Origin of the sequence: Mucilaginibacter roseus, assembly GCF_021215455.1 — a bacterium.
In the GTDB taxonomy this organism is placed as follows: domain Bacteria; phylum Bacteroidota; class Bacteroidia; order Sphingobacteriales; family Sphingobacteriaceae; genus Mucilaginibacter; species Mucilaginibacter roseus.
The window spans coordinates 264,651-291,127 of the sequence record NZ_JAJPWV010000001.1; the positions used below are offsets into that span (position 1 = coordinate 264,651).

The window sequence follows — 26,477 nt, forward strand, 5'->3', positions numbered from 1 at the left end:
AAAACATTACATCAAAAATTGCTCAAAACAGTGTTTTTTATGCCTCAATAATGGCTGCAATCTGTACTGGAATAAAGCGTATCAAAATTTAAAATTTAAAGCGTCTTATTTTACGTTTTACACTGATAATAAGCATACATAGCTAATGCTTTACTTGTTATTGAAGCGTTTCAAAATCATCATAAACAACTAAAAATCAGTTATTTATGAAAAAATTATTTGTTTTTTTATTCAACTCTTCGATAAATTTGAACCGTTAAGCGTTGCGAAAAACCAATTATACAACGCCTGCCATTTAACTTTTATAAACCAATTATGATGTGCACTCAATTGTACCTGCGGCTTGCCTATGGCTAATGCGCCAAACTTTTAAATGCATCAGTTTTGATGCCAGCTTATTCCAAATCCAACAATTATTAACTAATCATCCATGAGAAAAAAACTTACTTTTTTATTATTCCTGCTTATTGCCGGAGTTACAGCAGCCATGGCCCAAAACGCTACCGTTAGGGGTAAGGTGGTTGATCAGAATTCGCAGCCGTTGCCCGGCGTATCGGTAACCGTTAAAGGTACACAAACAGGCACGCTTACTGATGTGGGCGGTAATTACACCTTAAGCGCTGCGCCCAACGCAACACTTATATTTTCATACATAGGTTATGACACACAGGAGATCAGCGTATCATCTCGCTCTGAACTAAATGTTACCTTAACCGAAGGCGTTAGAAGCCTGAACGAAGTAGTAGTGGTAGGTTACGGTACGCAAAAGAAAAGCGTAGTAACCGGCGCAATTGCCCATGTAAGCGGCCGCGACCTTGAAAACCAGCAGGTAACCCGTTTTGACCAGGCTTTACAAGGCCGTACTTCCGGCGTTGTAGTAGTAGCCGGCTCGGGTGCACCAAACGCAGCGCCTATTATTCGTGTACGCGGTATTACTTCAATCAATAATTCAAACCCGCTTTACGTTATTGATGGTATTATAAGCCAGAACGGTGGTCTTGAGAACTTAAATCCAAATGATATAGAGTCAATAGAGGTGCTGAAGGATGCATCTGCTGCTATTTACGGTTCGCGTTCATCAAACGGTGTAGTATTAGTAACCACAAAAAAGGGTAAAAGTGGTGCACCGCAATTGTCATACAATGGCTATTTCGGTACACAAAAAGCTACCAAACAATTTGATGTGGTAAACGCTACGCAATACGCTACCTTGCGTAACCAGGCTGTTACCAATGATGGCGGTACTGCGCCATTTGCCAACCCGGCACAATTTGGCGAGGGAACTAACTGGCAGGACATTGTGTTAGGTGAAAGTGCTGCAATACAAAACCATAACCTCTCAATTCAGGGCGGTACAGAGTTAAACAAATACTATTTGTCCTTCGGATATTTAAATCAGCAGGGTATTGTTTTCTCTGATATATCAAACTTTAAAAAGTATAACTTTACCGCTAACACGAGCTTTCAGCCAAAAAAATGGTTAAATATTGGTCAAACCTTCGGTTATACTTATACTCGTAATCAGAGTAACTTCAGCACTAATAATGAATTTGGTGGCCCGTTAAGTTCATCGCTTAACCTGGATCCAATCACGCCGATACTTGCGGCTCAGGAAGACCTGAACAGTTCACCATACACAGACAAACCGGTTGTGCGTGATGCCCAAGGCAGGCCTTATGCAATATCAAAATATGTAGGGCAGGAGATGAGCAACCCATTGGCTTACCTGGAAACTCAACGTGGAAACTACGGATGGTCTCACAACTTATTGGGTAACGTGTTTGTTGAAATTCAACCAATCAGAGGGTTGAAAATTAAATCGCAGATTAACGGTAAGCAAGCGTTTTGGGGCAGCCAATCATACACGCCGCTTTATTACTTAACTACCCAAAACAACAATACTACTAACCGCAGTGCTTTCAGAGGCAGTAACCGCAACTTGACCTGGAACTGGGAGAATACCATTTCATACAATCGCCAGGTAGGTTTACATGATTTTACCGGCCTTATTGGTACCAGCGCGCAAGGACAAAATGAGGTGGGTTTAAATGCTACTTTCAATAACATCCCGGTTGACGATTACCGCAAACTATCTTTCAATTACGCATTGCCTAACGAAAATCGTATCGGTGGTGCCTATGATAATCAGCCTTATCATTTAACCTCACTATTTGGCCGTTTAAATTATAGTTACGATGAAAAATACTTGTTTACAGGTATTATTCGTCGCGATGGTTCATCAAAATTTGGCTCAAACTACGTTTATGGTACTTTCCCTTCCGCACAGGTTGGTTGGGTTGCCTCGCGTGAAAATTTCTTTCCAAAAAATTCTTTTGTTGACTTCCTGAAACTACGCGCTTCATATGGCGAGGTCGGTAATGAACTTTCGCTCGACTTCTTCCAATACACATCAGTGGTTGGCGGTGGCCGTAACGCGGTATTTGGGCCAGGTGGTCTGGTAATTGGTAACGCACCATTGGGTCCGGAGAATCGGAATTTACGTTGGGAAGCAACAAAGACTGCAGATATCGGTATTGACGCGGTTTTATTTAAAAACGTAAACTTGACTATTGATGTATACCGTAAACTTACCTCAGGTATGCTTCAAAGCTTCCGCTTACCAGGTTATGCAGGGTTCGACGGTGACTTTTTTGACAACATCGGCGATCTGGAAAACAAGGGTGTTGAGGTAGAACTGGGTTATAATGGTAATTCAGGCGATTTTAAATATAACTTAAGCGGTAACATCGCTTATAACAAAAACGAAGTTACCTTCCTGGGTTCAAGGCCGTTTATTGATGGTGGATCGTTCCAGGCTTCAAGTTATCCATTGTTCCGTACGCAAACCGGCCAACCGGTTGCATCTTTCTATGGTTTCCAGGAGTTAGGGACATTCAAATCTCAGGCCGAGATTGACGCTTATACCCGCAACGGTACCAAAATTCAACCAAACGCAAAACCCGGCGATTTTAAATGGGCTGATAACAATGGCAACGGTGTTATTGACGAAGGCGACCGTACATTCTTAGGTAACCAATTGCCAAAATGGACTTATGGTGTAAATCTGCGTGCCAATTACAAAGACTTTGACTTCTTGTTATTTGGTCAGGGCGCATGGGGCAACAAATTGTTCCAGGGCTATCGCAGGTTAGATATAGCCACAGCCAATTACTCAAGTGCTGCACTTGACGCGTGGACGCCTCAAAACTCAGATAGCAACTATCCGCGTTTAAGCGATCTCGACCCGAATAACAACTTCAAAAACCCATCTAACTTCTATCTGCAAAGCGGCGCTTACTTCCGTATTAAAACGTTGCAGTTTGGCTACACTTTACCGGCATCAATACTGAATAAGATTGATGTTAAAAGGGCAAGGATATTTGTTAGCAGCAACAACCTGGTTACCATTACCAAGTATGATGGTTTTGACCCGGAAATTGCAGGCAGTGTTGACCGCGGTATCTATCCTCAGGCGCGCACCTTTATGGTTGGTTTAGATTTTACACTATAAATTGAATTCAAATTAATTGTCATGAAAAGAAAATATATCATATACGGCTCGGTAGTAATGTTGGGAATAGCCGGATTTGCATCATGTAAAAAATCATATTTAGAAACTACACCATCCGGGCAAACGCTCGAGGCAAATTATTACAGCACGCCCGACGAAATATTTACCGGTGTAGTTGCGGCTTATGACCCATTAGTAACCGAAACAGGTGGTTTAAATAACACTTACTCGGGTCCGCTTGGCCCGCTGAATGCCGCATCAGACGATTGTGTTGCCGGTGGTGGAGGCCCAACGGATATGAACACCTGGCAAGCCTGGAATAATTACTCTTTAACTCCGGCAGTTGGTCCGCAAGGCGAATATTGGGGGCGCAACTACAGGGGTGTGAGCCGTTGCAATACTATCCTGTCAAAAATGGCACCGGCTACTTTTTTAAATGAGAACGATAAGAAGCGTTACACAGCTGAAGTGAAATTTTTGCGCGCATATTATTATTTCTGGCTTGTGCGTTTGTTTAAAAATATTCCGATGATATTGCAGCCACTTCCGCCGCAGGATGTTTATAATCAGCCACAGGCAGCACCCGAAGCAGTATACAAACAGATAGAGGATGACCTGAATGCTGCGATCCCTGATTTGCCGGTTACCGTAGCCGCGTCAGAAAATGGCCGTGTTACTAAAGGCGCGGGTATTGCGCTACTGGGCAAGGTTTATTTGTACGAGAAGAAGTGGACTGAAGCCGCCGCGCAACTTGCGCAGGTTAACGGTAGCACACCTGGCGGTACAACCGGTACTTATGGCTACAAATTGCAGAGTAACTTTGGCCAGATATTCAGCCCGGATAATAAATTCAACAGCGAATCTATATTCGAGTTGAACTTTACCGGCTCTCAAAGTTACAGCTGGAACAACTGGAACCAGTTTAAATCAAACGTTTACGTGCAAATGGTTGGTCCGCGTGGTTATAACGGCCCTATTTATTGGGGTGGTTGGGGCTTTAGCCCGGTAACAACCGGTTTGGCTACCGCCATGAAACCCGATCCGCGTTATGGTTATACCGTGGCTAACATTGATAGTTTGACCAAGGCAACCGGTACCCGTTATGAGCCGAGCTACCAAAACACCGGCTACTTTATACAAAAGTATGCACCGTTGCAAAAGTATAAAGCGCCAACAGGTACTGCCGAGCTTAACTTCCCGAACAATTATATCGAGATCAGGCTGGCTGATACCTACTTGATGGAAGCTGAAGCTTTGTTACAAGGTGGTGGTAGTTCTGCACGTGCATTAGCGCTGTTAAGTGCGGTGCGCGAGCGTGTAGGCCTGGCTCCGGTAGCGGCAACCTTGCAAAATGTTTATAATGAGCGCCGTTTAGAACTGGCTACCGAAGGTCACCGCTGGTTTGACCTGGTGCGTACCGGGCAGGCGCCAACTGTACTGGCAAGCAAAGGCTTTAAAGCAGGTACCCACGAAATTTTGCCAATTCCGTTACAGGATATGCAGAATACCCAACTTAAGCAAAATCCAGGTTATTAATTAATAAACACACATGTTGTTGTATGAACCGCCCGCGAGGGGCGGTTCATAATTTAATTGAATTACAAGTATGATAAAAATTAATACTACCATATTACTTTGTGCAGTTACGGGTTTGGTGCTGATTGCCTGCGGTAGCAAAAAAAGCGATCCGGCACCTAATATTGGGCCGGTTAAAACAGAGCCACCTACCGATAAGGGTTGGGCATTTGAAACCACCCCATCCTTTGCAGATGAGTTTGACACCGACGGAAAGCCAAGCGATGCCAAATGGATGTATGATACCGGCGGCAGCGGTTGGGGTAACAACGAGCTGCAATATTATACCGATACGGAAAATAACGCGTCAATAAAAAACGGCATACTTACCATAACGGCAAAGAAAGAAGCTATGCAGGGCATGAATTACACTTCATCGCGTATGGTATCAAAGTTTGAGCACAGCATTACCTATGGTAGGGTTGAGGTTCGTGCCAAGTTACCTGCCGGCCGTGGTACCTGGCCAGCCATATGGATGCTGCCCGATGATTATAAATATGGCAGCTGGCCAAAATCAGGCGAGATTGATATAATGGAACATGTAGGTTACGATCCGAATAATGTGCACTTCAGTGTCCATAATTCGGTTAATAATGCCGGTAATTCAAAAACATCGGGCCGGATGATTGAAACGGCGCTAACAGATTATCATAAATACCGGGTAGACTGGACTCCTTATGCTATACGTGGTTATTATGATGATGTGTTGGTATTCACTTTTGTAAATGAGGGCAAAGGCTCATCAACCTGGCCGTTCGATCAAAAGTTTCACCTGTTGCTTAACGTAGCCGTTGGCGGTAACTGGGGCGGCGTACAGGGAGTTGACGATACTGTTTTCCCGGCAAGTATGCAGGTTGATTATGTAAGATTCTACAAAATGATAGATAAATAGACGGCCGCACCACCGCATAATATTTCAATATAAGTATCATCAAAAGTCATCTTGTTAAAGCCCTTAAGCTGTAACAATGGCCACCATTATGCCCTTAAAATCCATTTGCCTGATAAATAACCCCTATGAAAAAAAAAATTACACGCTCAATTTATGCTACACTGTTTCTGGCTGGTTTAGCCGGAAGTTGCAGCAAATCGGGTACGTCAAAGCCTGATCCGGTTGATCCGGTTGTTCCTCCACCAATTACACCCGTAAAAACTGATGTGGAACTTTGGCTCACCAAGGGCGACAAAACATCGCTCTTTGCCAAACAAAATGTAGCCATTGCATTTAAGCAGGAAACTAACAATAATGCCACTATCGAAGTAGACAGCACCCAAACCTATCAAAGTGTGGATGGCTTTGGCTTCGCGCTTACGGGCGGCAGTGCTATGCTGATTAATCAACTTAACGCTACGGACAAAACAGCCCTCATTCAGGAACTTTTTGGCACTGACGGCGGTGGCATTGGCATCAGTTACCTGCGGGTAACGTTGGGCGCGTCTGACCTAAGCGCGGTACCTTTTACTTACGATGAAATTACCACGGGTATAAGCGATACTGAACTAAAGCAGTTCAGCATCGATATGGAAAAAAAGGACTTGATACCGGTATTGAAAATGATACTGGCGGTTAATCCGAATATAAAGATATTGGCCAGCCCATGGACAGCCCCAACCTGGATGAAAGATAACCAGGGTTACTATGGTGGCAGTCTCAAAAAGGAATATTACGGCGTTTACGCGCAATACTTTGTAAAATACATTAACGCCATGAAGGCTGAGGGTATTACCATTGATGCCATTACCCCGCAAAACGAGCCGTTGAATGCTTACAATAACCCGAGCATGTTCATGTCATCGGCCGACCAAAAAATATTTGTGCGCGATAACCTGGGCCCTGCTTTTGAGTCGGCAGGCCTAAATACTAAAATACTGATCTATGATCATAATCTCGATCATCCGGAATATGCTACCGATATTTTAAGAGATGCCGCCGCGGCTAAGTATATTGATGGTTCGGCATTTCATCTGTATGGCGGTAACATCAGTGCCATGAGTGCGGTGCATGATGCTGCACCAAACAAGAATGTTTACTTTACTGAGCAGGCCACCTTTGGTAACGGTAGTTTTGATGGCGACCTGAAATGGCACACCAGCAATCTCATCATTGGTGCTATGCGCAACTGGAGCCGCAATGTAATAGAATGGAACCTGGCGTCTGACCCTAAGTTCGATCCGCATACCGTTGGCGGCTGCGATGCCTGCCAGGGAGCTATTACGGTGGGTACATCGGTGTCGCGCAACGTATCATACTACATCGTGGCGCATGCATCAAAATTCGTCAGACCAGGCTCGGTGCGTATTGGCTCAACCTCTGTTAATGATCTGCAAAGCGTTGCCTACAAAACGCCTTCAGGTAAAAAGGTACTTATTGTGCTTAATAATACCGGCAGCACGCTCACATTTAACATTAGGTATAACAATAAGCTGGCTGCCAGTACGCTTGCAGGTGGCGCGGTAGGCACTTATCTCTGGTAAATAAATAAAAAAGCTATTCAGGTTTACAAAACATATACTACATGCATAAGATACACAAATTAGCCGCCGTATTGCTGATATCGCAGCAGTTATGGCAGCAGGCTTTGGCGCAAACGGCGGCATCCCCGGTCGCAGGTAAAACAGTAAAAGTTTATACTACAGCCAAGGACACCAAACTTCGCCTTTCTGAAACAGAAACGCTGAATTTTACCCCAAACGCTCAGCCATTTGAAACGGAGGCCTGCATATTCGTCGATCCGGGTAAAACGTTCCAGTCTGTACTGGGTATAGGGGCAGCCCTCACCGATGCCTCCGCTGAAACTTTTTACAAGTTGCCCAAAGACAAGCAGCAGCAATTGTTAACCGATTTTTACGACACTGAAAAAGGCATTGGCTATACCATCGGCAGAACGCATATTCAAAGCTGTGACTTTTCGAGCGGTAGCTATACTTATGTTAAGGAAGGTGATGCCGAGCTTAAAACCTTTAGCATCCAACACGATAAAAAATACCGTATTCCTTTCATTAAGCAGGCTATCGCGGCAGCAGGCGGTAAATTAACCATGTATGTAAGTCCGTGGAGCCCGCCCGCTTTTATGAAGGATAACAACAGCATGCTGCAAGGCGGTAAGCTCAAAGCGGAATTTTATCAGCCCTGGGCAAATATGTATGTAAAATTCATTAACGCTTACGAGAAAGAAGGCATCCCGGTGTGGGGCTTATCGGTACAAAACGAGCCTATGGCCAAGCAAACCTGGGAGTCTTGCATATACACGGCCGAAGAGGAACGCGACTTTGTAAAGAATTTTTTAGGGCCAACACTGCATAAAAACGGCATGGCCAATAAAAACCTGATCGTTTGGGACCATAACCGCGATTTGTTGTACCAGCGTGCCAGTACCATCCTGTCTGACCCGCAAGCGGCAAAATACATTTGGGGTACCGGTTTCCATTGGTATGTGCACGATGTTTTTGAGAACGTAAAACGTGTAAAAGAAGCCTTTCCTGATAAAAACCTGATATTTACCGAGGGTTGCAGTGAACGCTACAGTAATGAGCGCATTAACGAGTGGCAATGGGGCGAAATGTACGGCAAATCAATGGTGAACGATTTTAATAATGGTGTAGTAGGATGGACGGACTGGAATATATTTCTCGATCAAACCGGCGGCCCTAACCACGTAGGTAACTTTTGTTACGCGCCGGTACACGCCAATACCAAAACTGCCGAGATTACGTACATGAATTCATACTATTACATTGGTCATTTCTCCAAATTTGTTAAGCCGGGCGCTAAGCGCATCATCAGTTCATCAAACAGGGATAAATTGCAGACTACGGCCTTTGTTAGTCCGGAAGGTAAGTTGGTGGTTGTAGTACTTAATTTGAGCGATGAGGAGTTGCCATACCAATTATGGATTGCAGGCAATGCCGCGAAAACCAAAAGTTTGCCGCATTCCATCACAACCCTGGTGGTGCAATAACCGTTAAACCCATAATCATATCAACCGGTAATAAACAGTCTGTCGCAATTAACTATGAGGGGTAAAAGGATCATTCTTTTTTCAGGTATATTTCTGTTGCCCCTCATCCTGATTTTTTCGCAATGCAGCAATTTGTTTGATAAGGAAGATACTGATCCGCGTGGAAGTTTGTACGCGGGTGATAAGGCTTGCATAAAATGCCATAGCGATGTTTATAAAAGCTATTTGCATACGGCGCATTTTCAAAGTACGCGCGATGCGGCAGACAGCACCGTTCAGGGCGATTTTAGTGCGGGCCATAACAGCTTTACTTTTAACGATAACCTGAAGGTAGTGATGGAGAAGCGCAGCGGCGGCTTATATCAGGCGGGTTATGTTAATGGCAAAAAACAACAGGAGCAACGTATGGATATTGTTTTTGGCGGTGTAAAGGCCGAAACTTATTTGTACTGGAAGGATAGCACCACTTATCAGCTACCCATATCGTATTTTAAACGCCTGCACAACTGGACAAATAGTCCGGGTTATGATACCACCCGTATTGATTTTGGGCGAATGATTGGCAAGCGTTGCTTTGAGTGCCATAGCTCATACATCAAACAACTGCCCTCGCCTCAGCAAAGCCTGGCGTCGGTAGTGAAGTTTGATCAGGCCACGCTGATTAATGGTATTGATTGCGAACGCTGCCACGGTCCGGCGGCTAACCACGTTAATTTTCATACCGATTATCCGGAAAAGAAAAAAGCGCGGTACATAGCCAAATATGCTTCATTGTCGAGGCAGCAAAAAATAGATATGTGCGCATCATGCCACTCCGGCAACGGTAGTATGCCGGTGAGACCGATGTTTGCCTTTAAACCCGGCGACACGCTGGCTAATTTTTTAGAAACAGAATATTATCCAACTGTCCGTGCCGATGCTACCCAGTTGGATGTGCATGGTAATCAAAGCCAGATGCTGGGTGCCAGCAAATGCTATGTTCAAAGTAAAATGGATTGCGGTACCTGCCACAACACCCACGTAAAAGATAGGGGCAACGTGGCCCTGTACTCGCAGCGCTGCATGAACTGCCATAAAGCCGATGGACACAATTTTTGCAAAATGGCGTCGAAAATAGGTGTTTCAATAAAAAATAATTGTGTGGACTGCCATATGCCCCAACGTCCGTCGACTATTATAGCGGTGCAATCAGCGCAGGGCAGGGCTGCCCCTTATTTTGTGCGTACGCACCGCATAGCGGTATATCCGCAGGAAGTAGAGAAAGTGTTGTCGTATTTAAATAAAAATTAAAATCCGGATAAAAATTTTACATATTTAAGCACCAATTAGCTACCTTATTTATGAAGAAACTATTACCAATTTTGGCCATTGTAATGGCGTCATTTTCTGTAAGCTCATATGCACAGGGTAAATTTATTTCTGTTAAAGGCAAAGAGATCATAGGTGCCGATGGCAAGCCATTTTTGATACGAGGTACTAACCTGGGTAACTGGCTGGTGCCCGAGGGGTACATGTTCAAGCTCAAGGGCATCAACTCACCTAAACTGATTAACCAGGCTTTTGCAGAGATCATCGGTCCGGATGATATGCGTGTTTTCTGGAAACAGTTTTTAGATACCTACATTACCGCCGAGGATATTCATTACCTGAAATCCACGGGGATGAACTCCATCCGCATACCGTTTAACTATAAGCTGTTTACCAATGAGGATTACATGGGCGATAACGACGCTACCCGTGGCTTCAAGTACCTGGATAAAGTAATTGCCTGGTGCAAAAAGGAAAACTTATACGTAATACTTGATATGCACTGTGCCCCCGGCGGCCAAACCGGCGATAATATTGACGATGGCTATGGTTACCCCTTCCTGTTTGAAAGCAGGCCGAGCCAACTGCTAACAATCAAAATTTGGAAACAGATAGCAGATCATTATAAAAATGAAAGCATTATTTTGGGGTATGATTTGCTGAACGAGCCTATCGCCCATTATTTTAAGGTTGACAGCCTGAACCCTTACCTGGAACCCCTGTATAAAGAAATTACCCAGGCAGTACGCACGGTTGACAAGAACCATCTGATATTTTTAGGCGGTGCGCAGTGGGACAGCAACTTTAAACCATTCGGGCAGCCGTTTGATAGTAAACTGGTATACACTTTTCATAAATACTGGACGCCGGCTACTATCGACGTTATTAAAGATTACATTGATTTCAGGGATAAATACAATGTGCCTATCTACGTTGGCGAAACCGGCGAGAATACTGATGAGTGGGTGCGCGACTTCCGCATTCTGCTGGAGAAAAATAACATTGGCTGGCATTACTGGCCTTACAAAAAAATGGATAATGAGCGCGGTTTCCGCACGTTCGCGCAGCCTGAAGGTTATGATAAGGTGTTTGATTATACCGAGAAGAACCGCCAGACCTTTGAAGATATCCGTAAAGCCACACCCGAAGATCGCAAGAAATTAAAGGAAGTGCTTTTTAAGGTATTGGAGAATAGCAAGTTTGTGAACACTAAGCCCAACAAAGGTTACATTGAGGCTTTAGGACTTACCGCAGGCCAATAGTTTTATTTTGTGGCGATAAAAAAGCTATGTTTGCATTGTAAACCATTATAAACAAGGCTTCGCTTTTAAGCGAAGCCCAATTAAGCTTTTTAACTGACCTTTATGCCGAAAACTTTGATAAAGAGTTTATTCTTTATTGCGTTTTTAATGCCGTTTTGCCTGCGCGTTTCGGCCCAGGTGCCGCTGCTGTTAAATGACGAGGAAAACCAAAGGTTTTTTACTTTTAATGAGATACAAGCACTGCCCGACTCAACCGCTTTGCTCACGTTTGGGCAGGTGCTGAGCAAACAATACACACAAAAATTCAGGCCGAGCGAATTATCCTCCCCCAAAACGGGTGAATCGGGCTGGGCTTACTGGTACCGCATTCGCATCAGTAATACAAACAACACCCGCAAAAACTGGCTGCTGGAATTTATGGATCAAACCATTGACAGCATCACGGTATACTCACCGCGCAAGGAGGGTGGCTATACAAAAACCTCGTTTGGCGCGGCCTACCATTTTGACGAGCGGCTGTATCACCATAAAAACTTTACGCACAACATTAGCAGCGACCTGCATGGTACACAAACCTATTACATTCGTATTGTATCGCACCAGCCGGTAAACGTTATTGTGGTGCTGCGTTCGGTAAGCTGGTTTATTCATTACGCGCTGGATGAGTACCTGTTTTTCGGCGCGTTTTACGGTATGCTTACTGTATTCGGGTTATATAACCTGATGATGTTTTTCGCCATCAGGCAAAAACAGTACCTGTATTATGTAATGTATAATGTGAGCATCGGCTTTTACGAAATGTGTACCGATGGTATTGCCTACCAGTACGTATGGCCTAATTCCCCGCACTGGAACCAATATGCTTACGGCATTGCCCTATACTTCGCCAGCGTGTCAGGTATGTTATTCACCCTGAGCCTGCTGCATGTAAAGGCCCGCGCACCGCAGATGTACAAAATATTTGTTTGGGCGATAGCGCTGCGCTCGGTTTTCTTTTTGTGTTGTTTGCTGATCGATAAAAGCTGGTTCAACTATAAGATCATCGAGATCGTTCCGCTGCTGCTGGCTTGCTATACCGGCTTTTATGTAATGCGTAAGGGTTACTGGCCTGCGCGCTTTTTTGTAGTGGGCTACAGCTTCCTGTTCGTTGGTTTCATCATCAAAATACTTATTGCACTTGATGTTCCATGGCTTCCATTTGGGCCGGTTACACATTACAGTTTAAGCTTTTGCTTTATTATGGAGATGCTGTTCATCTCTTTCGCTATCGCGGAAAAGGTTCGCGCCTTGAAAAAGAAGAAAGATTACGTGCAGCGCCGCATTATCAGGCAGATGAAGCAGAATGAGGAACTGAAGGACAATATCAACCGCCAGTTAGAGCACCAGGTACAGGAACGCACGCGCGAACTATCTGTAAAATCAGAAGTGATAGAGCAGCAGAACGATGAACTAAAGGCCATGAACCTGCTGCTGAAAGAGCAATCCGAAGAAATATCGCGCATAAACGTGCTGCTCGAAAAGGATAACATCACCCTGCATAATGATATTGAAAAGGTAACGCATGACAGGGTAATGTCTGCCGAGGTGGATTTTGAAGAGTTCAGCCGCATTTACCCCGACCGCGAAACCTGCTTCGGTTTTTTAGCCAAGCTGAAGTGGGAGAGAGGATACGCTTGTCGCCGCTGCGAACATACCCATTACAGCGGCGGGCACTTGCCGTACAGCAGGCGTTGCTCGAAATGTGGTTATGAGGAATCTGTTATCGCATACACCATTCTGCAAAACACCCGCATACCTATCAACAAGGCTTTTTACATGATATTTTTGATGTACTCTACCAAAGGCAAAATATCATCGCACAAACTATCTGAAGTGCTGGACATAAGGCAGAGCACCTGCTGGGCCTATAGTTCGCGCATAAAAAAGGTGATGGAAACAAAAAAGAAGGAACTGCGTAACGCCGGCCACAAAGGCTGGAGCAAGTTGGTAATTGATGTGGATGATGATTAAGCGGGTTTTGTAAGTATCAAATTTTACATACTTTAGTTCATCAATGCAACTGAAAGACAATAAACGCACCATTTGGTCGTGGGCTATGTTTGATTGGGCCAACTCGGCTTACAACCTGGTGATCACTACTACGATATTCCCGGCCTACTACACCGCTATCACCGCCAACAACGGTACCCACAAGGTTAACTTTTTTGGCTATACCTTTATCAATACCGCCCTTGCTGATTATGCATTGGCTGCTGCTTACCTGGTTATTGCCCTCATGCTGCCGGTACTAACCGCCATTGCCGACTTTCGCGGCAACAAAAAGGTGTTCATGCAGTTCTTCACCATGATAGGCGCTATAAGCTGCGGGCTGCTGTTCTTTTTTAACAAAAGCAATATTGAGCTGGGCATTATCTGCTTCGCCATGGCGGCCATTGGTTATTGTGGGGGATTTGTATTTTACAACTCATATCTACCCCAAATTGCCAGTATCGAAATGCAGGATAAGGTGAGCGCGAAGGGCTTTACTTACGGCTATATCGGCAGTGTATTGCTGCAATTGATCTGCTTTGCATTCGTATTAAAACCTGAGTGGTTTGGTATAACCGATGCTTCATTACCGCCGCGCCTGTCGTTTTTGCTGGTAGGTGTGTGGTGGATAGCCTTCGCGCAGATCCCGTTTACCATATTGCCAAAAGGGGAGCCAAATACCACCACGCAACATAAAAACATCATAAAAGGTGGCTTTGCCGAGTTAGGAAAAGTTTGGAACAAAATCGGTCGGATGCCTTTGCTCAAAAAGTTTTTACCGGCGTTCTTCTTTTACTCCATGGGTGTACAAACCGTAATGCTGGTGGCCACCAGTTTCGGCGCCAAGGAGTTAGGTTTACAGCAGGAGGCGTTAATCGCTATTATACTCATTATTCAACTGGTTGCCATTGGCGGTGCTATTTTAATGTCGCGCCTGGCGGTTAAGTTTGGTAATGTGCGCATCCTGCTTATCGTGGTTATGCTATGGATAGTGGTTTGTGTATCAGCATACTTTATAACCACGGCAACACAGTTTTATATACTCGCTGTGCTGGTAGGTTTGGTAATGGGCGGCATACAGTCGCTTTCGCGATCCACTTATTCAAAGTATCTCCCGCAAAATATTCCGGACACTGCGTCTTTCTTTAGCTTTTTTGACGTTACCGAAAAGCTGGCCATTGTAGGTGGTTTGTTCAGCTTTGGTTTCATCGAGGAGCTGAGCGGCAGCATGCGTAATTCAACACTCGCGCTATGCGTTTACTTCGCCATCGGATTAATACTTTTATTTGTTTTGCTGGCGGCAGAGAAAAAACACAGTAAAAATGCTGATTTTAGTGCCGTTTAATTTTATTTGTGCCGATGAAGGTTGAGTTATTTGTACCCTGTTTTGTTGATCAGTTATACCCTGAAACGGCTTTTAACACCGTAAAACTGCTTGAAAAGGCGGGTTGCAATGTGTCGTTCAACCCTAACCAAACCTGCTGCGGGCAACCTGCTTTTAACGCCGGTTTTTGGGATGAGGCCAAAGAAGTAGGCACTAAGTTTTTGAACGACTTTGAGCAGGACAGCATTATTGTAACCCCATCAGCATCATGCACTGGCATGGTGAAAAATTACTACAACGATCTGTTCACCAATACTATCGAGCATAACAAATGCCGTAACATTCAAAGCAATATTTACGAGCTGTCGGATTTTTTAGTAAATATTTTGCAGTTTGATTACTTCGGTGCCGAACTTGATGGCCGTGCCGTTTATCATGATAGTTGCAGCGGCTTACGCGAATGCCATATCAAGGATGAGCCTCGTCAACTATTATCGAAAGTTTTCGGTTTAGAGCTGGTTGAAATGAAGGATAATGAAACCTGCTGCGGTTTTGGCGGTACATTCTCTGTTAAGTTCGAGGCTATTGCCAGCGCTATGGCGCAGCAAAAGGTAGATAATGCCCTCGCTGCCGGTGCCGATTACATCATCTCTACTGATGCCTCATGTTTGCTACATCTGCAGGCTTATATCGATAAAAATAACTTGCCCATAAAAACTTACCACCTGGCCGATGTACTGGCCAACGGCTGGGGGAATGTTTAATCAGGTTGATTGTTCCCGGCTAAAATCTCCAGTAATGCATCTATCAGAGGAATCTGACCAGGGTTGATATAAACACGCGCATCATCCACAGTAAAAAAGTCGCCTTTATCAACCTCGGGTATTATTATGGTTTTGCTTGATTTGGGCGGCCAGGGTAATGCAAAGGTGTTGCTTACAATGTTGTTTACATCTACATCGCCCTCAACCGCCCAGGCGTTTACTATTTTACCGCTGCGCTGTTTCACCGGCGGCAGGGGGGTAAACTCTCCATGAATCTTTTGCCCGGTCTCTTCTTCAAACTCGCGCTGAGCGGCCATCAGTGTATCTTCATCCGGATCAAGTTCTCCTTTCGGGATTGACCATGCACCTTTGTCCTTGTTTTTCCAGAACGGGCCGCCGGGGTGTACCAGGAATATCATCGGCTCATTATTCAGCATCTTATACAGTAAAATACCGGCGCTTTGTTGTGGCATGGTCAATATTTTGATTTGCTATTAAAACCACTGCATTTATAATTAGTTTTGCCCCATGTTTACAGGTATTATTGAAACGCTTGGCCGGATAGTAACGCTCGAAAAGGAGCAAAGCAACCTGCACATCACGGTTGAATCAGCCATCGCGCATGAGTTAAAGATAGATCAGTCAGTTGCGCATAACGGCGTTTGCCTTACGGTTGTTGCCGTTGCCGATGGTTTGCATACGGTAACCGCTATTGACGAAACGCTGAGCAAAACCAGCCTCGGCCACCTGCAAACCGGTGATCTGGTAAACCTGGAACGCTGTATGCAAATGAATGCCCGTTTGGATGGCCACATCGTTCAAGGCCATGTTGACCAAACCGCTATCTGTACAGCTTTTATTGAGCATGATGGTAGCTGGGAATACACCTTTGAATATGACAGTTCAAAAGGTAACGTAACCGTTGAAAAAGGGTCAATCTGTGTAAATGGGATAAGCCTTACCGTGGTTAATTCAAAAGCCAACAGTTTTTCGGTGGCTATTATACCTTATACTTATGAGCATACCAATTTGCAGCACGTGCGTGTTGGCTCTGTAGTAAACCTTGAATTCGACATCATTGGCAAATATGTAGCCCGCCTCATGCAGCGCTAACGGCTCAATGCTTCAATGCGTGAGCTGCTGTAGGCCATATATTGCCCATGGCTTTTAGGTGGTTTTGATGCCAGGTATTTTTTATAGTATCTGATGGCTTGTTTCTTATTCTTTAGCTTGTCATCATATATAACAGCCAGCGCATACAACGTAACTGGTCGCTCATTGTATTGTAATGCTTTTTGGTATGCAGCTAACGATAATTTGGTTTTATTAAGCCGGTCGTAACTTTCGCCTATCTCGCCATAGTAAGAATCGACGGACGGTGAAATGGCCTTCTCAATAGCCTTTTCAAAATAACCGATTGCCTTAGGTTGATCTTTTAAACCCTTGTAAGCCATTCCGGTATAATAAAGTGACGCTTCAGTCTGCGTGTCATCGGTCAACTTGCTGTACGTCTCAATACATTGCCGGTATTTTTTCTCGATATAATAAGAGGTACCTAACATGCTGATCACCGCGCCAGACATATCACCTTCCTGCATCAGCTTATTACATAGGCTAATAGTTTCTGCAGTTTTACCCTGCTGAAAAGTTATTTTGGCCTTACCTAAAATAAGCGTAAGGTTAGTACTGTCTGCCGCTAAAGCAGGCGACAATATCTTGTCGGCCTGATCGAGTTGTTTAACAGTCACGTAAAAGCTGCTCAAATCAAAAGCTACATCGCCATCCAACGGATTTATTTTATTAGCTTTTTGTAAGTAATAAACATAACTCCCTATATCAGCCAGGCTTTTTGAAAGTGAGCTTAGTTGCCTGTAAACGTTAAAGTTGGTGCTATCCTTTTTAAGTATTTGTTTGTAATAAGTAATGGCTTTAGCGCTATTCCCCCGGCGGTTGTTGATATTGCCCAGGTTGAACAGTACTGGTATGTTAAGCGAGTCGGTTTGAAGGATACGCAGGTAATAACCTTCAGCCTGGGGGAGCTTGCCGCTCATTTGAGCGGTGTATGCCAACGCAGACAGTATTTTCGGCTCTGCTACATCATCACCATATATGCCTTGCAGGTAGGAGTAGGCATCAGCATAGCGTTGGTTTTGGTAATAGTCAAGTAAAACCACGGCATCGTGTTTATGCGAATTTTGTGCGTTTACAGTAACGAATAAGCAAATTGCGACAAGGAAGGTTAACATATTTTTCATTCAACTAATTTATTAGTTGATTTTGACATATCCAAACTTTGGCAGAGTTATTGTTTTATTGACAACATATCATAAATTAAAAACTATGGATAAGTTAAAGAAGTTCGCGCTGATGGAAAAAATTGTCCATGAGCTTGAGGATTTAAAAAACAGCCAGACGGCTTTAATACAGAAGATCGCTAAAATAGAAGTGGACAACATTGAGCTTGGCGATAAAAGGTTAGAAAAGGATCTGCCGGATATGCACCAACGTGTAGCAGATAACCTGGACACCATTGCCGCAATACTGGATGATTTTGCTCAACAAACCGATGAGTTTAGCGATAAGAATAATATAACTGCCCTGAAAGAGCAGGAAGCTATCAATAACGTATAACTCTGCAATTCAGTGATAAAGAAGGCCGTATCAATTTGATACGGCCTTCTATTTTGATAGGGGGTGCTTCACTATAAACTGACGAATTACATTTAAAAGCTAAAAGAATGTGTTGAAATTACTGAATGACTTGAAATAAAAAAACCGCCCCATAAAATGCTTATGAGACGGGCCTATTAATATTTAAACACACTGATCGATAATTCGCTCGCTTACATATCGACTCATTAAATCTAACAGCTTAATTTGTTTAACACAATTGTTATCGACGAAACGCAGCATTGAGTAGACGATAGGGTATATACTGCGGAATTGCGTTTTTAAAATGCGCTTACTACATTTGAGTATGAACTCCATGAAACGCAACACCCTAACCTTTGGCCTATTGCTAACAACTGCCGTTTGGTACGGCTGCGGCAATAACAAAAAGGCCGATACACAAACGGCTACCGGCGCAATTACGGATAACGACATTCGCGGATATCTTTCCGTATTAGCAGATGATTCGCTTACCGGCCGTAAGCCGTTTACCGAAGGTGAAACCAAAACTATTAATTACCTGGCTGCCCAGTTTAAGCAAATAGGTTTGGAACCGGCTAACAAGGGCAGCTACTTTCAGGATGTACCTTTGGTTGAAATTACCGGCACGCCTACTGCCATGCAGTTAAATGGCAAAGCTTCGGCAACGCTGAAACCGGGTACCGATTTTGTGGCATCAACCCGGCAGGAATTACCATCAATAGAAATAAAAAACTCTCCCCTGGTGTTTGCCGGTTACGGTGTTGTAGCGCCCGAGTATGGGTGGAACGACTACAAAGATATGGATGTTAAGGGCAAAACAGTAGTGGTGCTGGTGAACGATCCTGGTTTTAAGTCGGGAAACCGCACCCTGTTTCATGGAGATACCATGACGTATTACGGCCGCTGGACGTACAAATATGAGGAAGCTGCCCGCCAGGGTGCTGCGGGTGTGCTCATCGTTCATCAATCAGAACCGGCAAGTTACCCATGGAGCGTAGTAAATACCAGCTTTTCGGGATCAAAACTCTATTTACAGCAGTCGGACAAGCATCTTTCGCGCTGCAAAATGGAGGGTTGGCTAAGTGAGGAGACAGCCAAAAAACTGTTAGCCAATGCAGGAATAACGGAAGATATGCGCGCTTATGCACGAAAGAAAGATTTTAAGGCTGTGCCGCTTAATACCATGGCGACCATCAGTATCAGCAATAAATTAAAGTACTCAACATCGCACAACGTAGCAGCAGTTTTAAAGGGAAGCACAAGGCCTGATGAATACATTGTTTACACGGCCCACTGGGATCACCTGGGTATTGGCCAGCCTGATACAAAAGGTGACAGCATTTACAATGGCGCGGTTGATAATGCCAGCGGAACGGCGGCACTGCTCGCTATGGCGAAGGCTTTTAAAAACGCTAAGGAGCAGCCACAGCGCTCCATCTTGTTCTTATCAGTAACAGCCGAAGAACAGGGCTTATTAGGCTCGGAATATTATGCCACGCATCCGCTATTCCCATTAAATAAAACCGTGGGAAACCTGAACATGGATGCCCTATCGCCAAATGGTGAAAGCAAAGACATACCAATAACCGGCAAAGGGCAAAACGACCTGGAAGACTATGTAGAAGCCATAGCCAAAAAACAAGGCCTGACTGTTGAAGCCGACCCTACACCCGGCGCTGGTGGCTATTACCGGTCGGATCATTTTAACTTCGCTAAAGTTGGCGTGCCTGCGTTAGATATGCACACCGGGCCTGACAGCAAAACTCATGGCCGCAAGTGGGGTGAAGAACAGGATAAGATTTACACAGATGAACACTATCACCAGGCTTCAGATAACTACACGCCCGATATGGACCTGAGCGGCATGACGCAAACAGCAAATATTTTGTACCAGATCGGCACTCAACTGGCCGGCGAAACCACCTTTCCGCAATGGAAAAAGAATTCAGAGTTCAGGGCGATCCGCGAAAAATCAATGGCAGGCAAATAGTATCAATTCATGGAAGATTATAAAACCGTTGCCGCATCGCAAACTACCTTGACCGAACTGATGATACCTGCATATTCCAACTTTGGCGGCAAGATACATGGCGGTATCATTATGGGTTTAATGGATAAAGTGGCCTATGCATGCGCCGCCAAACACGCCAGGGCCTACTGCGTTACCGCCTCGGTTGATACGATTGACTTCTTGGCTCCTGTTGAAGTGGGCGAACTGGTTTCGCTATTGGCATCCGTGAACTATGTGGGCAAAACCTCGCTGGTTATCGGCATCAAAGTAATATCAGAAAACGTGACCACCCAGCAAGTTAAACACACCAATACCAGCTACCTCACCATGGTGGCTATGGATGAGCACCGCAACACGCTGCCCGTGCCCGGCCTAATCCTGCAAACCGACGAAGAAGTGCGCCGCTTTTACCAGGCCTTTCACCGTAAGGAATTAAAGAAATATTATAAGACGGAGGAAAAGCGCATGAAGTCGGTTTACGAGATAGCAGAATCAGAAGAATTGCTCAAGAATGAACGATGCATCATTCAGCGGAAGAGTTAGTGTTGCATATCCTCACAAAATAAAGCAGGCTTCAAAACAGCCTGCTTTATTTTTATAATTTTGCGCCGTGCCACCCCGTAAACAATCAGTTACCGCAAAACCCAAAACAACGGTAAAACGTAAGCCGTCGGCAGTAACTAAAAAGAAGAAGCCGGGCAATAAGTTCAACTGGTATCCTTACGCTATTGGTTTAGCATTGATATTACTATCACCTTTTTACTACGGGTATGTGGTTAAATTTTTCTCCTCAACCTGGCGTTGGCTATGGGATAATGGCAAACCTGCCACTTATCGCACCTACAAAAGTTTTAATATAGATATACCGGTTGCTTATAAAATTCACGGCATCGATGTATCGTATGCCCAGGGGCAGATAAATTGGCAACAGGTTAGCAAAATGGAAGAGGACAGCGTGCGCATCCGCTTTGCCTTTATAAAAGCAACCGAAGGTTTACTTACTGCCGATCCATATTTTAAACGCAACTGGCGCGAGGCACCTAAGTTTGGCATTGTATGCGGCGCGTATCATTACTTCCACCCCAAAAAAGATGGATTATGGCAGGCGCGTTTCTTTTTGCAGAACGTTAAACCTGAAAGCGGTGACCTACCACCGGTTGTTGATATTGAAGTGACAGATGGTGTAAGTCCCGAAAAATTGCGACAGGAGCTTACAGACTTCATTAATCACGTTGAAAAGAAAATTCATGTGAAGCCGGTTATTTATACCAACATCAGTTTTTACAAGCAATACCTTGATGGACACTTTGATGAATACCCTTTATGGATCGCGCATTATTACAAGCATGAACTGAATTTACCTGAGGGAACCAACTGGTGGTTCTGGCAACATTCGGACAGGGCTTTTGTAAATGGAATAGCCCATGAAGTAGATTTTAACGCCTTTAAAGGTGATAGCGCTCAATTTAAACAGTTACTAATCCCCTGATTTTTGCCGCTTAACAGGGCACATTGTGGAGATGCTCCCCACACTTTAATCAGCTGAATTTTGCTAACTAACTGAATTATAGACTAATTAAAATCATCTAACCAACTGGCACAATTGTGTAGTATATGTTATCGTACTTAAACAAAATATATATACTATGAAAAAGATCATTTTGTCAGTAGCCTTTTTAGGCCTAATAGGAGTAGTAAACGCAAACGCACAAAATACATCAACCACTCAGCCTGCAGCATCACAGCAACAACCGGCACAACAAACCCAACAGGATTCAACTGCCGCCGGTGCTAACGGAGCAGCCACAGCTACAGCAGGCGCAACAGCACAGGAAGTAAAAACCCCGGTAAAAGTTGAAGAGTTGCCGGAAGCAATTAAAACCACGCTGAAAAGCGATGCGGTAAAAGAATATACTGCGGTTGATGCATCATTAGTAAAAGCAGGTACTTCAGAGTACTACATCATTAACCTTAAAAAAGGTGATGACCTGCGATTTGTGAAGCTTGACAAGGACGGACGCCCGGTTAAGCAATAATAAGCACTCATAATCACAATATACCTCAACATCAAAGGCCGGAATTTATTCCGGCTTTTGTATTTTTACGCCTTATTTGCAACAAACTACCGATGGCAAAAATATTACTGGTTGAGGACGATACTACATTTTCACAAATACTACAAGGCTTTTTACCCAGAAACGGTCATGAGGTTGTTGCTGTTAATAATATCAGGAACGCTTTAGCGCAACTGGATGACCAAGCGTTTGATCTGCTACTGCTTGATTACCGTTTACCTGACGGTACCGGTCTCGAAGTTATGGCCCATGCGCATAACAAGGGTTTAAAAACTCCGGCGGTGATGATGACCAGCTTTAATGATGTACGTACCGCGGTAAAAGCTATCCAGGCCGGCGCAGCCGACTATATTACCAAGCCCGTGAATCCTGATGAATTACTGATGATCTTGAAATCAGCGCTTTCGGAAAAAAGCGATCAAAAGGAAGAAACAGTTAAAACTACTAAATCGGCGCAGGCTGGTACTACCAGCTATCCCGGGTTTATAAAGGGTACAAGTGCCGAATCAGATAAACTTTACGAATACATTGACCTGGTTGCACCTACTGACATGTCGGTGGTTATACAGGGCGAAAGCGGTACAGGTAAGGAACATGCCGCGCGATTTATTCACGAGCGCAGCAAACGTGCCGATAAACCATTTATAGCTATTGACTGCGGCGCCTTGTCAAAAGATCTGGCAGCAAGCGAACTGTTCGGGCATATAAAAGGCGCTTTTACAGGTGCACTTACCGACAAAAAAGGCTTGTTTGAAGTAGCTGATGGCGGCACCCTGTTTATGGATGAAATTGGCAATCTGAGTTATGATGTGCAGGTAAAACTGTTGCGCGCCTTGCAGGAGAACACTATACAACCATTGGGCAGCACCAAACAGATCAAAGTTGATGTACGTATTATAGCCGCTACTAATGATGACCTGCTGAGCAGTGTAAGCAATGGTGATTTTCGCCAGGATTTGTATCACCGTATAAATGAATTTAAGATACAGATACCCGCCCTGCGTGAGCGTGGCCGGGACGTGCAATTGTTCATCAACCATTTTATTACCATCGCTAACCAGGAGCTTGAACGTAACGTTAAAAGCATATCGCCCGAGGCAATGGAGTTGCTTAACCGTTATGACTGGCCGGGTAACCTGCGCGAGCTAAAAAACGTGATCAAACGTATGGTGCTGTTAACCCGCGGAGAAGAAGCCGGTGCTGAATCGCTACCTGACGAGATGAGCAATTACATTACCCACCTGCCGGTAACACCACCCGCTGATGCTGACCTGAAAGCCCTGAACGAGGCTAATGAAAAAGCGGTTATTCAGCAAACACTGCAAAAGGTAAAATACAATAAATCAAAAGCGGCCAAGTTGTTAAATATTGACCGGAAAACCCTGTACGCTAAAATTGAGCGCTACGGGCTCGACTCTTAAACCTCGGCGTTATGCAGGTAATCGCGGCGTATCTGCTCGCGTACCTGCTGCAAGCGGATGATCAATGCCAGCAACTTATTAGTGTGCAGATTAGTAAGCGTTTCCGCCTTATTTAATTCAAGCTCTGCCGAGCGCAAATCGGCAGCCAGGTTTTTTACGCCAATTTGCGCCGTACGTCCGGCCATGCGGTGTACGGTTATCGCTATCTCTTCAAGCACATCGTCGGTATAGTTTTCAAGCAAACGCTTTAAGCTGTTGATGTCATTCAGCGTATCTTCCGTAAACAATTCGAGTATCCGCGCCAATTGCTCCTTGTCGCCAAAGGTCATTTTTTCAAGATTACTAATATCAATGGTTTCAGCCGGCGCGACCGTTTCCTCATCCAGGTCAAGTATCTCAATTAGTTCCTGCTCCTTAAATGGCTTTTTAAGTATTCCGTTAAAGCCGGCCGCTAATATACTTTCGCGCTCCTGTGGTATAACCTGTGCGGTAAGCGCGTAAAGGTGTACATCCTGAGGTAGCTTTTCGCGGAGTATTTTACAAAGTTCAATACCGCTCATGCCGGGCATGCGTATATCCATCAGGATATATTTTACATCACTTGTCCATTCAGCATCAAGCACCTGCTGAGCCGAGTTAAAGCTGCGATGACTGACGTTATGTTTGGTTAGCATTAATGAACACATCTCCAAAATGAAATTATCATCATCAACTATCCAAACCATATCTGTCCCTGCGCTAAGCAGAGTCGGTGTGTGATGCTGATGAAGTTTCTCTGGCGCGGCAACTACCGAAAAACTCAAATGGAATATAAAGTTTGAACCTTTGCCTAACTGGCTGTTTACGTGTATACTTCCGCCCTGTGCTTCAACCAATTGTTTACTGATAGTTAAGCCCAGCCCGGTGCCAATTTGCGTCCGGTTGTTATCGGCCTGTTCAAATTCATTAAATATTTTAAGCAGATCGGCCGGGGCCATACCCATACCTGTATCAGCTACCCTGAAAGTAAAATTAGCACGGCCATCCGCTTTGGCGCAACTTACCAACAACCGCACTGATCCTTGCTCGGTAAACTTGATAGCGTTACCCAGCAAATTATACAACACTTGCTTAAGCCTGAAGGAGTCGCCGTTAACATAAAGATCAGGTGCAAAGCCCGCTTTAAGCTCAAGCTCAAGCTGCTTTTTTTCGGCCTGAAAACGCACCACCGAGGCTACCTCATTTAGTACATCCAGCATGTTAAAGGCTGCGTTGGTAAACGTGAATTTACCGGATATGATGCGGTTATAATCCAGCACCTCATCAACAATTTGCATCAGGTGGCCCGATGACTGATATATCGCCTCGATATGGTTGCGGCGTGGATGTTCCTGCTGCCTGATCAATTCGGCATAGCCAATGATAGATTGCAGCGGCGTCCGTATCTCATGGCTCATGTTGGATAAAAAGCGTTGCTTAGCCATACCGTGGTATTCAGCTATCTCCTTGGCCTCCTCCAATTCTTTACGGTAACGGTTGCTTCGCGATATGTCAATCAGGATCAGCGATACCAGGATCAGGGTAATCAGGAAAAAGCCGAGCATGATCAGGCTGATTTTTTTGACGCTGGTATTTACAACCGTTTTAGCATGGCCGTTATTATATTCAATTTGCGATACCACTTCATTTTCAACCTGTTTAAGTATCGACAAAATTTGGGTGATAATCTTGGTATTGGCTTTGGCCAGCACCACTTCCTGGTTGATGAATTGAGCGCTTTTACGCAGCTGGTTTTTCTCGATACGGGCGACAGCCTGCGTCATGCTTTCCATAATGCTGTCTTTTATGGCTTGAGCTACGGTATCTTTTTCGATGTTAAGCTGTTCGCTCACTACTTTATAGGCGGTATCGGCAGGCTGTTTCTTTTTGCCGAAAAGCTTGCCAAAAAAACCGCGTCTGTCCTCGTTGTTTTGCGGATAAACAATGGTGGTAGACACCTTTTTCTCAGTGGTAACGGCCGCGCTATCCGCCCGGGCATTTTTATCAACCAAATCGTTCAGCACTTCAACCTGTGCAGAGAATAATTTGTTGTTTACCAGCTTTTCCCGAACCTTTAAATAGTTCATAAAAAGCTTATCGCGTTCGCGCAACAACTTACGTAATGACTTAAGGCGCCAAAGCTGCACCCTGTCGTTCTGGTAATAACCCTGCAAAGTATCAATTGACCGGTTGATGCGGCGGGTCTCCTTAAAAAAGCTATCATGCTCACCGCCGTTACGCAGTACCTGCATACGTTGCATCTGATCGAGTTGTGCCACACGGCGCGAGAGATCATTTACAATACGTAGCTTGTTGTTAGGCGCAGATATATTTTCAACCGCTGAAAGCATTTCACTAAATGCGCCACGGCTAACATTCCATGCTAAAAAAAGGGCAACGCAAGCCAACATAAAGGCAAACACTACCTTTCCCTTTATCGAGCGCATAAAACGTTTCCACTGGTTGTCAGCCATTCAGTTATCGAGGAAATTAAAAAACTATTATAACGTAATACACAGCCATTTTCGTTTATCACCTGATATAACGCGGCATGTGCAGATAGCTAAAA

General features: G+C 44.5%; 20 protein-coding genes. 17 read left to right on the forward strand and 3 right to left on the reverse strand.

Going from position 1 to position 26,477, the window contains the following annotated elements; translation table 11 throughout:
• Positions 1 to 430 precede the first annotated feature (430 nt).
• From LT679_RS01195 to LT679_RS01240, 10 genes are all read left to right on the forward strand, one after another.
• Positions 431 to 3,511 (forward strand): SusC/RagA family TonB-linked outer membrane protein, encoded by a 3,081-nt coding sequence (locus LT679_RS01195; RefSeq protein ID WP_232175072.1) that lies wholly within the window; start codon positions 431 to 433, stop codon positions 3,509 to 3,511.
• Positions 3,512 to 3,532: 21 nt separating this feature from the next.
• Positions 3,533 to 5,047: a RagB/SusD family nutrient uptake outer membrane protein gene (locus tag LT679_RS01200; protein WP_232175073.1), complete on the forward strand. Its 1,515-nt coding sequence runs from the start codon at positions 3,533 to 3,535 to the stop codon at positions 5,045 to 5,047.
• A 70-nt stretch (positions 5,048 to 5,117) separates the two neighbouring features.
• On the forward strand, positions 5,118 to 5,978 hold the full coding sequence (locus LT679_RS01205; protein ID WP_232175074.1) for a glycoside hydrolase family 16 protein: 861 nt from the start codon (positions 5,118 to 5,120) through the stop codon (positions 5,976 to 5,978).
• Between the two features lie 125 nt (positions 5,979 to 6,103).
• Positions 6,104 to 7,561 carry a glycoside hydrolase family 30 protein gene (locus LT679_RS01210; RefSeq protein ID WP_232175075.1) on the forward strand — a complete coding sequence of 486 codons (1,458 nt, stop codon included), beginning with the start codon at positions 6,104 to 6,106 and terminating at the stop codon, positions 7,559 to 7,561.
• 41 nt (positions 7,562 to 7,602) lie between these two features.
• Positions 7,603 to 9,045: a glycoside hydrolase family 30 protein gene (locus LT679_RS01215; RefSeq protein WP_232175076.1), complete on the forward strand. Its 1,443-nt coding sequence runs from the start codon at positions 7,603 to 7,605 to the stop codon at positions 9,043 to 9,045.
• Positions 9,046 to 9,099: 54 nt separating this feature from the next.
• Positions 9,100 to 10,335: a multiheme c-type cytochrome gene (locus tag LT679_RS01220; RefSeq protein WP_232175077.1), complete on the forward strand. Its 1,236-nt coding sequence runs from the start codon at positions 9,100 to 9,102 to the stop codon at positions 10,333 to 10,335.
• A gap of 50 nt (positions 10,336 to 10,385) precedes the next feature.
• Positions 10,386 to 11,615: a glycoside hydrolase family 5 protein gene (locus tag LT679_RS01225; RefSeq protein ID WP_232175078.1), complete on the forward strand. Its 1,230-nt coding sequence runs from the start codon at positions 10,386 to 10,388 to the stop codon at positions 11,613 to 11,615.
• 102 nt (positions 11,616 to 11,717) lie between these two features.
• Complete coding sequence (locus LT679_RS01230; RefSeq protein WP_232175079.1) at positions 11,718 to 13,625, forward strand: 7TMR-DISM family protein; 1,908 nt, start codon at positions 11,718 to 11,720, stop codon at positions 13,623 to 13,625.
• Positions 13,626 to 13,668: 43 nt separating this feature from the next.
• Entirely contained in the window at positions 13,669 to 14,988 is a 1,320-nt protein-coding gene (locus tag LT679_RS01235) for an MFS transporter (protein ID WP_232175080.1), read from the forward strand.
• A gap of 14 nt (positions 14,989 to 15,002) precedes the next feature.
• Positions 15,003 to 15,731 carry a (Fe-S)-binding protein gene (locus LT679_RS01240; RefSeq protein WP_232175081.1) on the forward strand — a complete coding sequence of 243 codons (729 nt, stop codon included), beginning with the start codon at positions 15,003 to 15,005 and terminating at the stop codon, positions 15,729 to 15,731.
• Here the strand turns inward: LT679_RS01240 and LT679_RS01245 are convergent.
• A complete protein-coding gene (locus LT679_RS01245; protein ID WP_232175082.1) occupies positions 15,728 to 16,204 on the reverse strand; it encodes an NUDIX domain-containing protein in 477 nt (158 codons plus the stop codon). The genes LT679_RS01240 and LT679_RS01245 overlap by 4 nt on opposite strands.
• Positions 16,205 to 16,259: 55 nt before the next feature.
• On the opposite strand from LT679_RS01245, the gene LT679_RS01250 reads away from it, so the two are divergent.
• Positions 16,260 to 16,844, forward strand: coding sequence for a riboflavin synthase (locus tag LT679_RS01250; RefSeq protein ID WP_232175083.1), 585 nt, complete (start codon positions 16,260 to 16,262; stop codon positions 16,842 to 16,844).
• Here the strand turns inward: LT679_RS01250 and LT679_RS01255 are convergent.
• Complete coding sequence (locus tag LT679_RS01255; RefSeq protein ID WP_232175084.1) at positions 16,841 to 17,986, reverse strand: tetratricopeptide repeat protein; 1,146 nt, start codon at positions 17,984 to 17,986, stop codon at positions 16,841 to 16,843. The two genes, LT679_RS01250 and LT679_RS01255, sit on opposite strands and share 4 nt — an antisense overlap.
• An 85-nt stretch (positions 17,987 to 18,071) precedes the next feature.
• Between LT679_RS01255 and LT679_RS01260 the strand changes: the two genes are divergently transcribed.
• The 6 genes from LT679_RS01260 to LT679_RS01285 all read left to right on the forward strand — a co-directional run bounded on the left by LT679_RS01260 (position 18,072) and on the right by LT679_RS01285 (position 23,890).
• Positions 18,072 to 18,362 carry a hypothetical protein gene (locus LT679_RS01260; RefSeq protein WP_232175085.1) on the forward strand — a complete coding sequence of 97 codons (291 nt, stop codon included), beginning with the start codon at positions 18,072 to 18,074 and terminating at the stop codon, positions 18,360 to 18,362.
• A gap of 355 nt (positions 18,363 to 18,717) precedes the next feature.
• Complete coding sequence (locus LT679_RS01265) at positions 18,718 to 20,373, forward strand: M28 family metallopeptidase (RefSeq protein WP_232175086.1); 1,656 nt, start codon at positions 18,718 to 18,720, stop codon at positions 20,371 to 20,373.
• A 9-nt stretch (positions 20,374 to 20,382) separates the two neighbouring features.
• A complete protein-coding gene (locus tag LT679_RS01270; protein WP_232175087.1) occupies positions 20,383 to 20,937 on the forward strand; it encodes an acyl-CoA thioesterase in 555 nt (184 codons plus the stop codon).
• Between the two features lie 67 nt (positions 20,938 to 21,004).
• Positions 21,005 to 21,883, forward strand: coding sequence for a glycoside hydrolase family 25 protein (locus LT679_RS01275; RefSeq protein WP_232175088.1), 879 nt, complete (start codon positions 21,005 to 21,007; stop codon positions 21,881 to 21,883).
• 157 nt (positions 21,884 to 22,040) lie between these two features.
• Positions 22,041 to 22,430: a hypothetical protein gene (locus LT679_RS01280; protein WP_232175089.1), complete on the forward strand. Its 390-nt coding sequence runs from the start codon at positions 22,041 to 22,043 to the stop codon at positions 22,428 to 22,430.
• Between the two features lie 92 nt (positions 22,431 to 22,522).
• Positions 22,523 to 23,890 (forward strand): sigma-54-dependent transcriptional regulator, encoded by a 1,368-nt coding sequence (locus tag LT679_RS01285; protein WP_232175090.1) that lies wholly within the window; start codon positions 22,523 to 22,525, stop codon positions 23,888 to 23,890.
• Here LT679_RS01285 and LT679_RS01290 read toward each other — a convergent pair.
• Positions 23,887 to 26,382: a hybrid sensor histidine kinase/response regulator gene (locus LT679_RS01290; RefSeq protein ID WP_232175091.1), complete on the reverse strand. Its 2,496-nt coding sequence runs from the start codon at positions 26,380 to 26,382 to the stop codon at positions 23,887 to 23,889. The genes LT679_RS01285 and LT679_RS01290 overlap by 4 nt on opposite strands.
• Between the last annotated feature and the right edge of the window lie 95 nt (positions 26,383 to 26,477).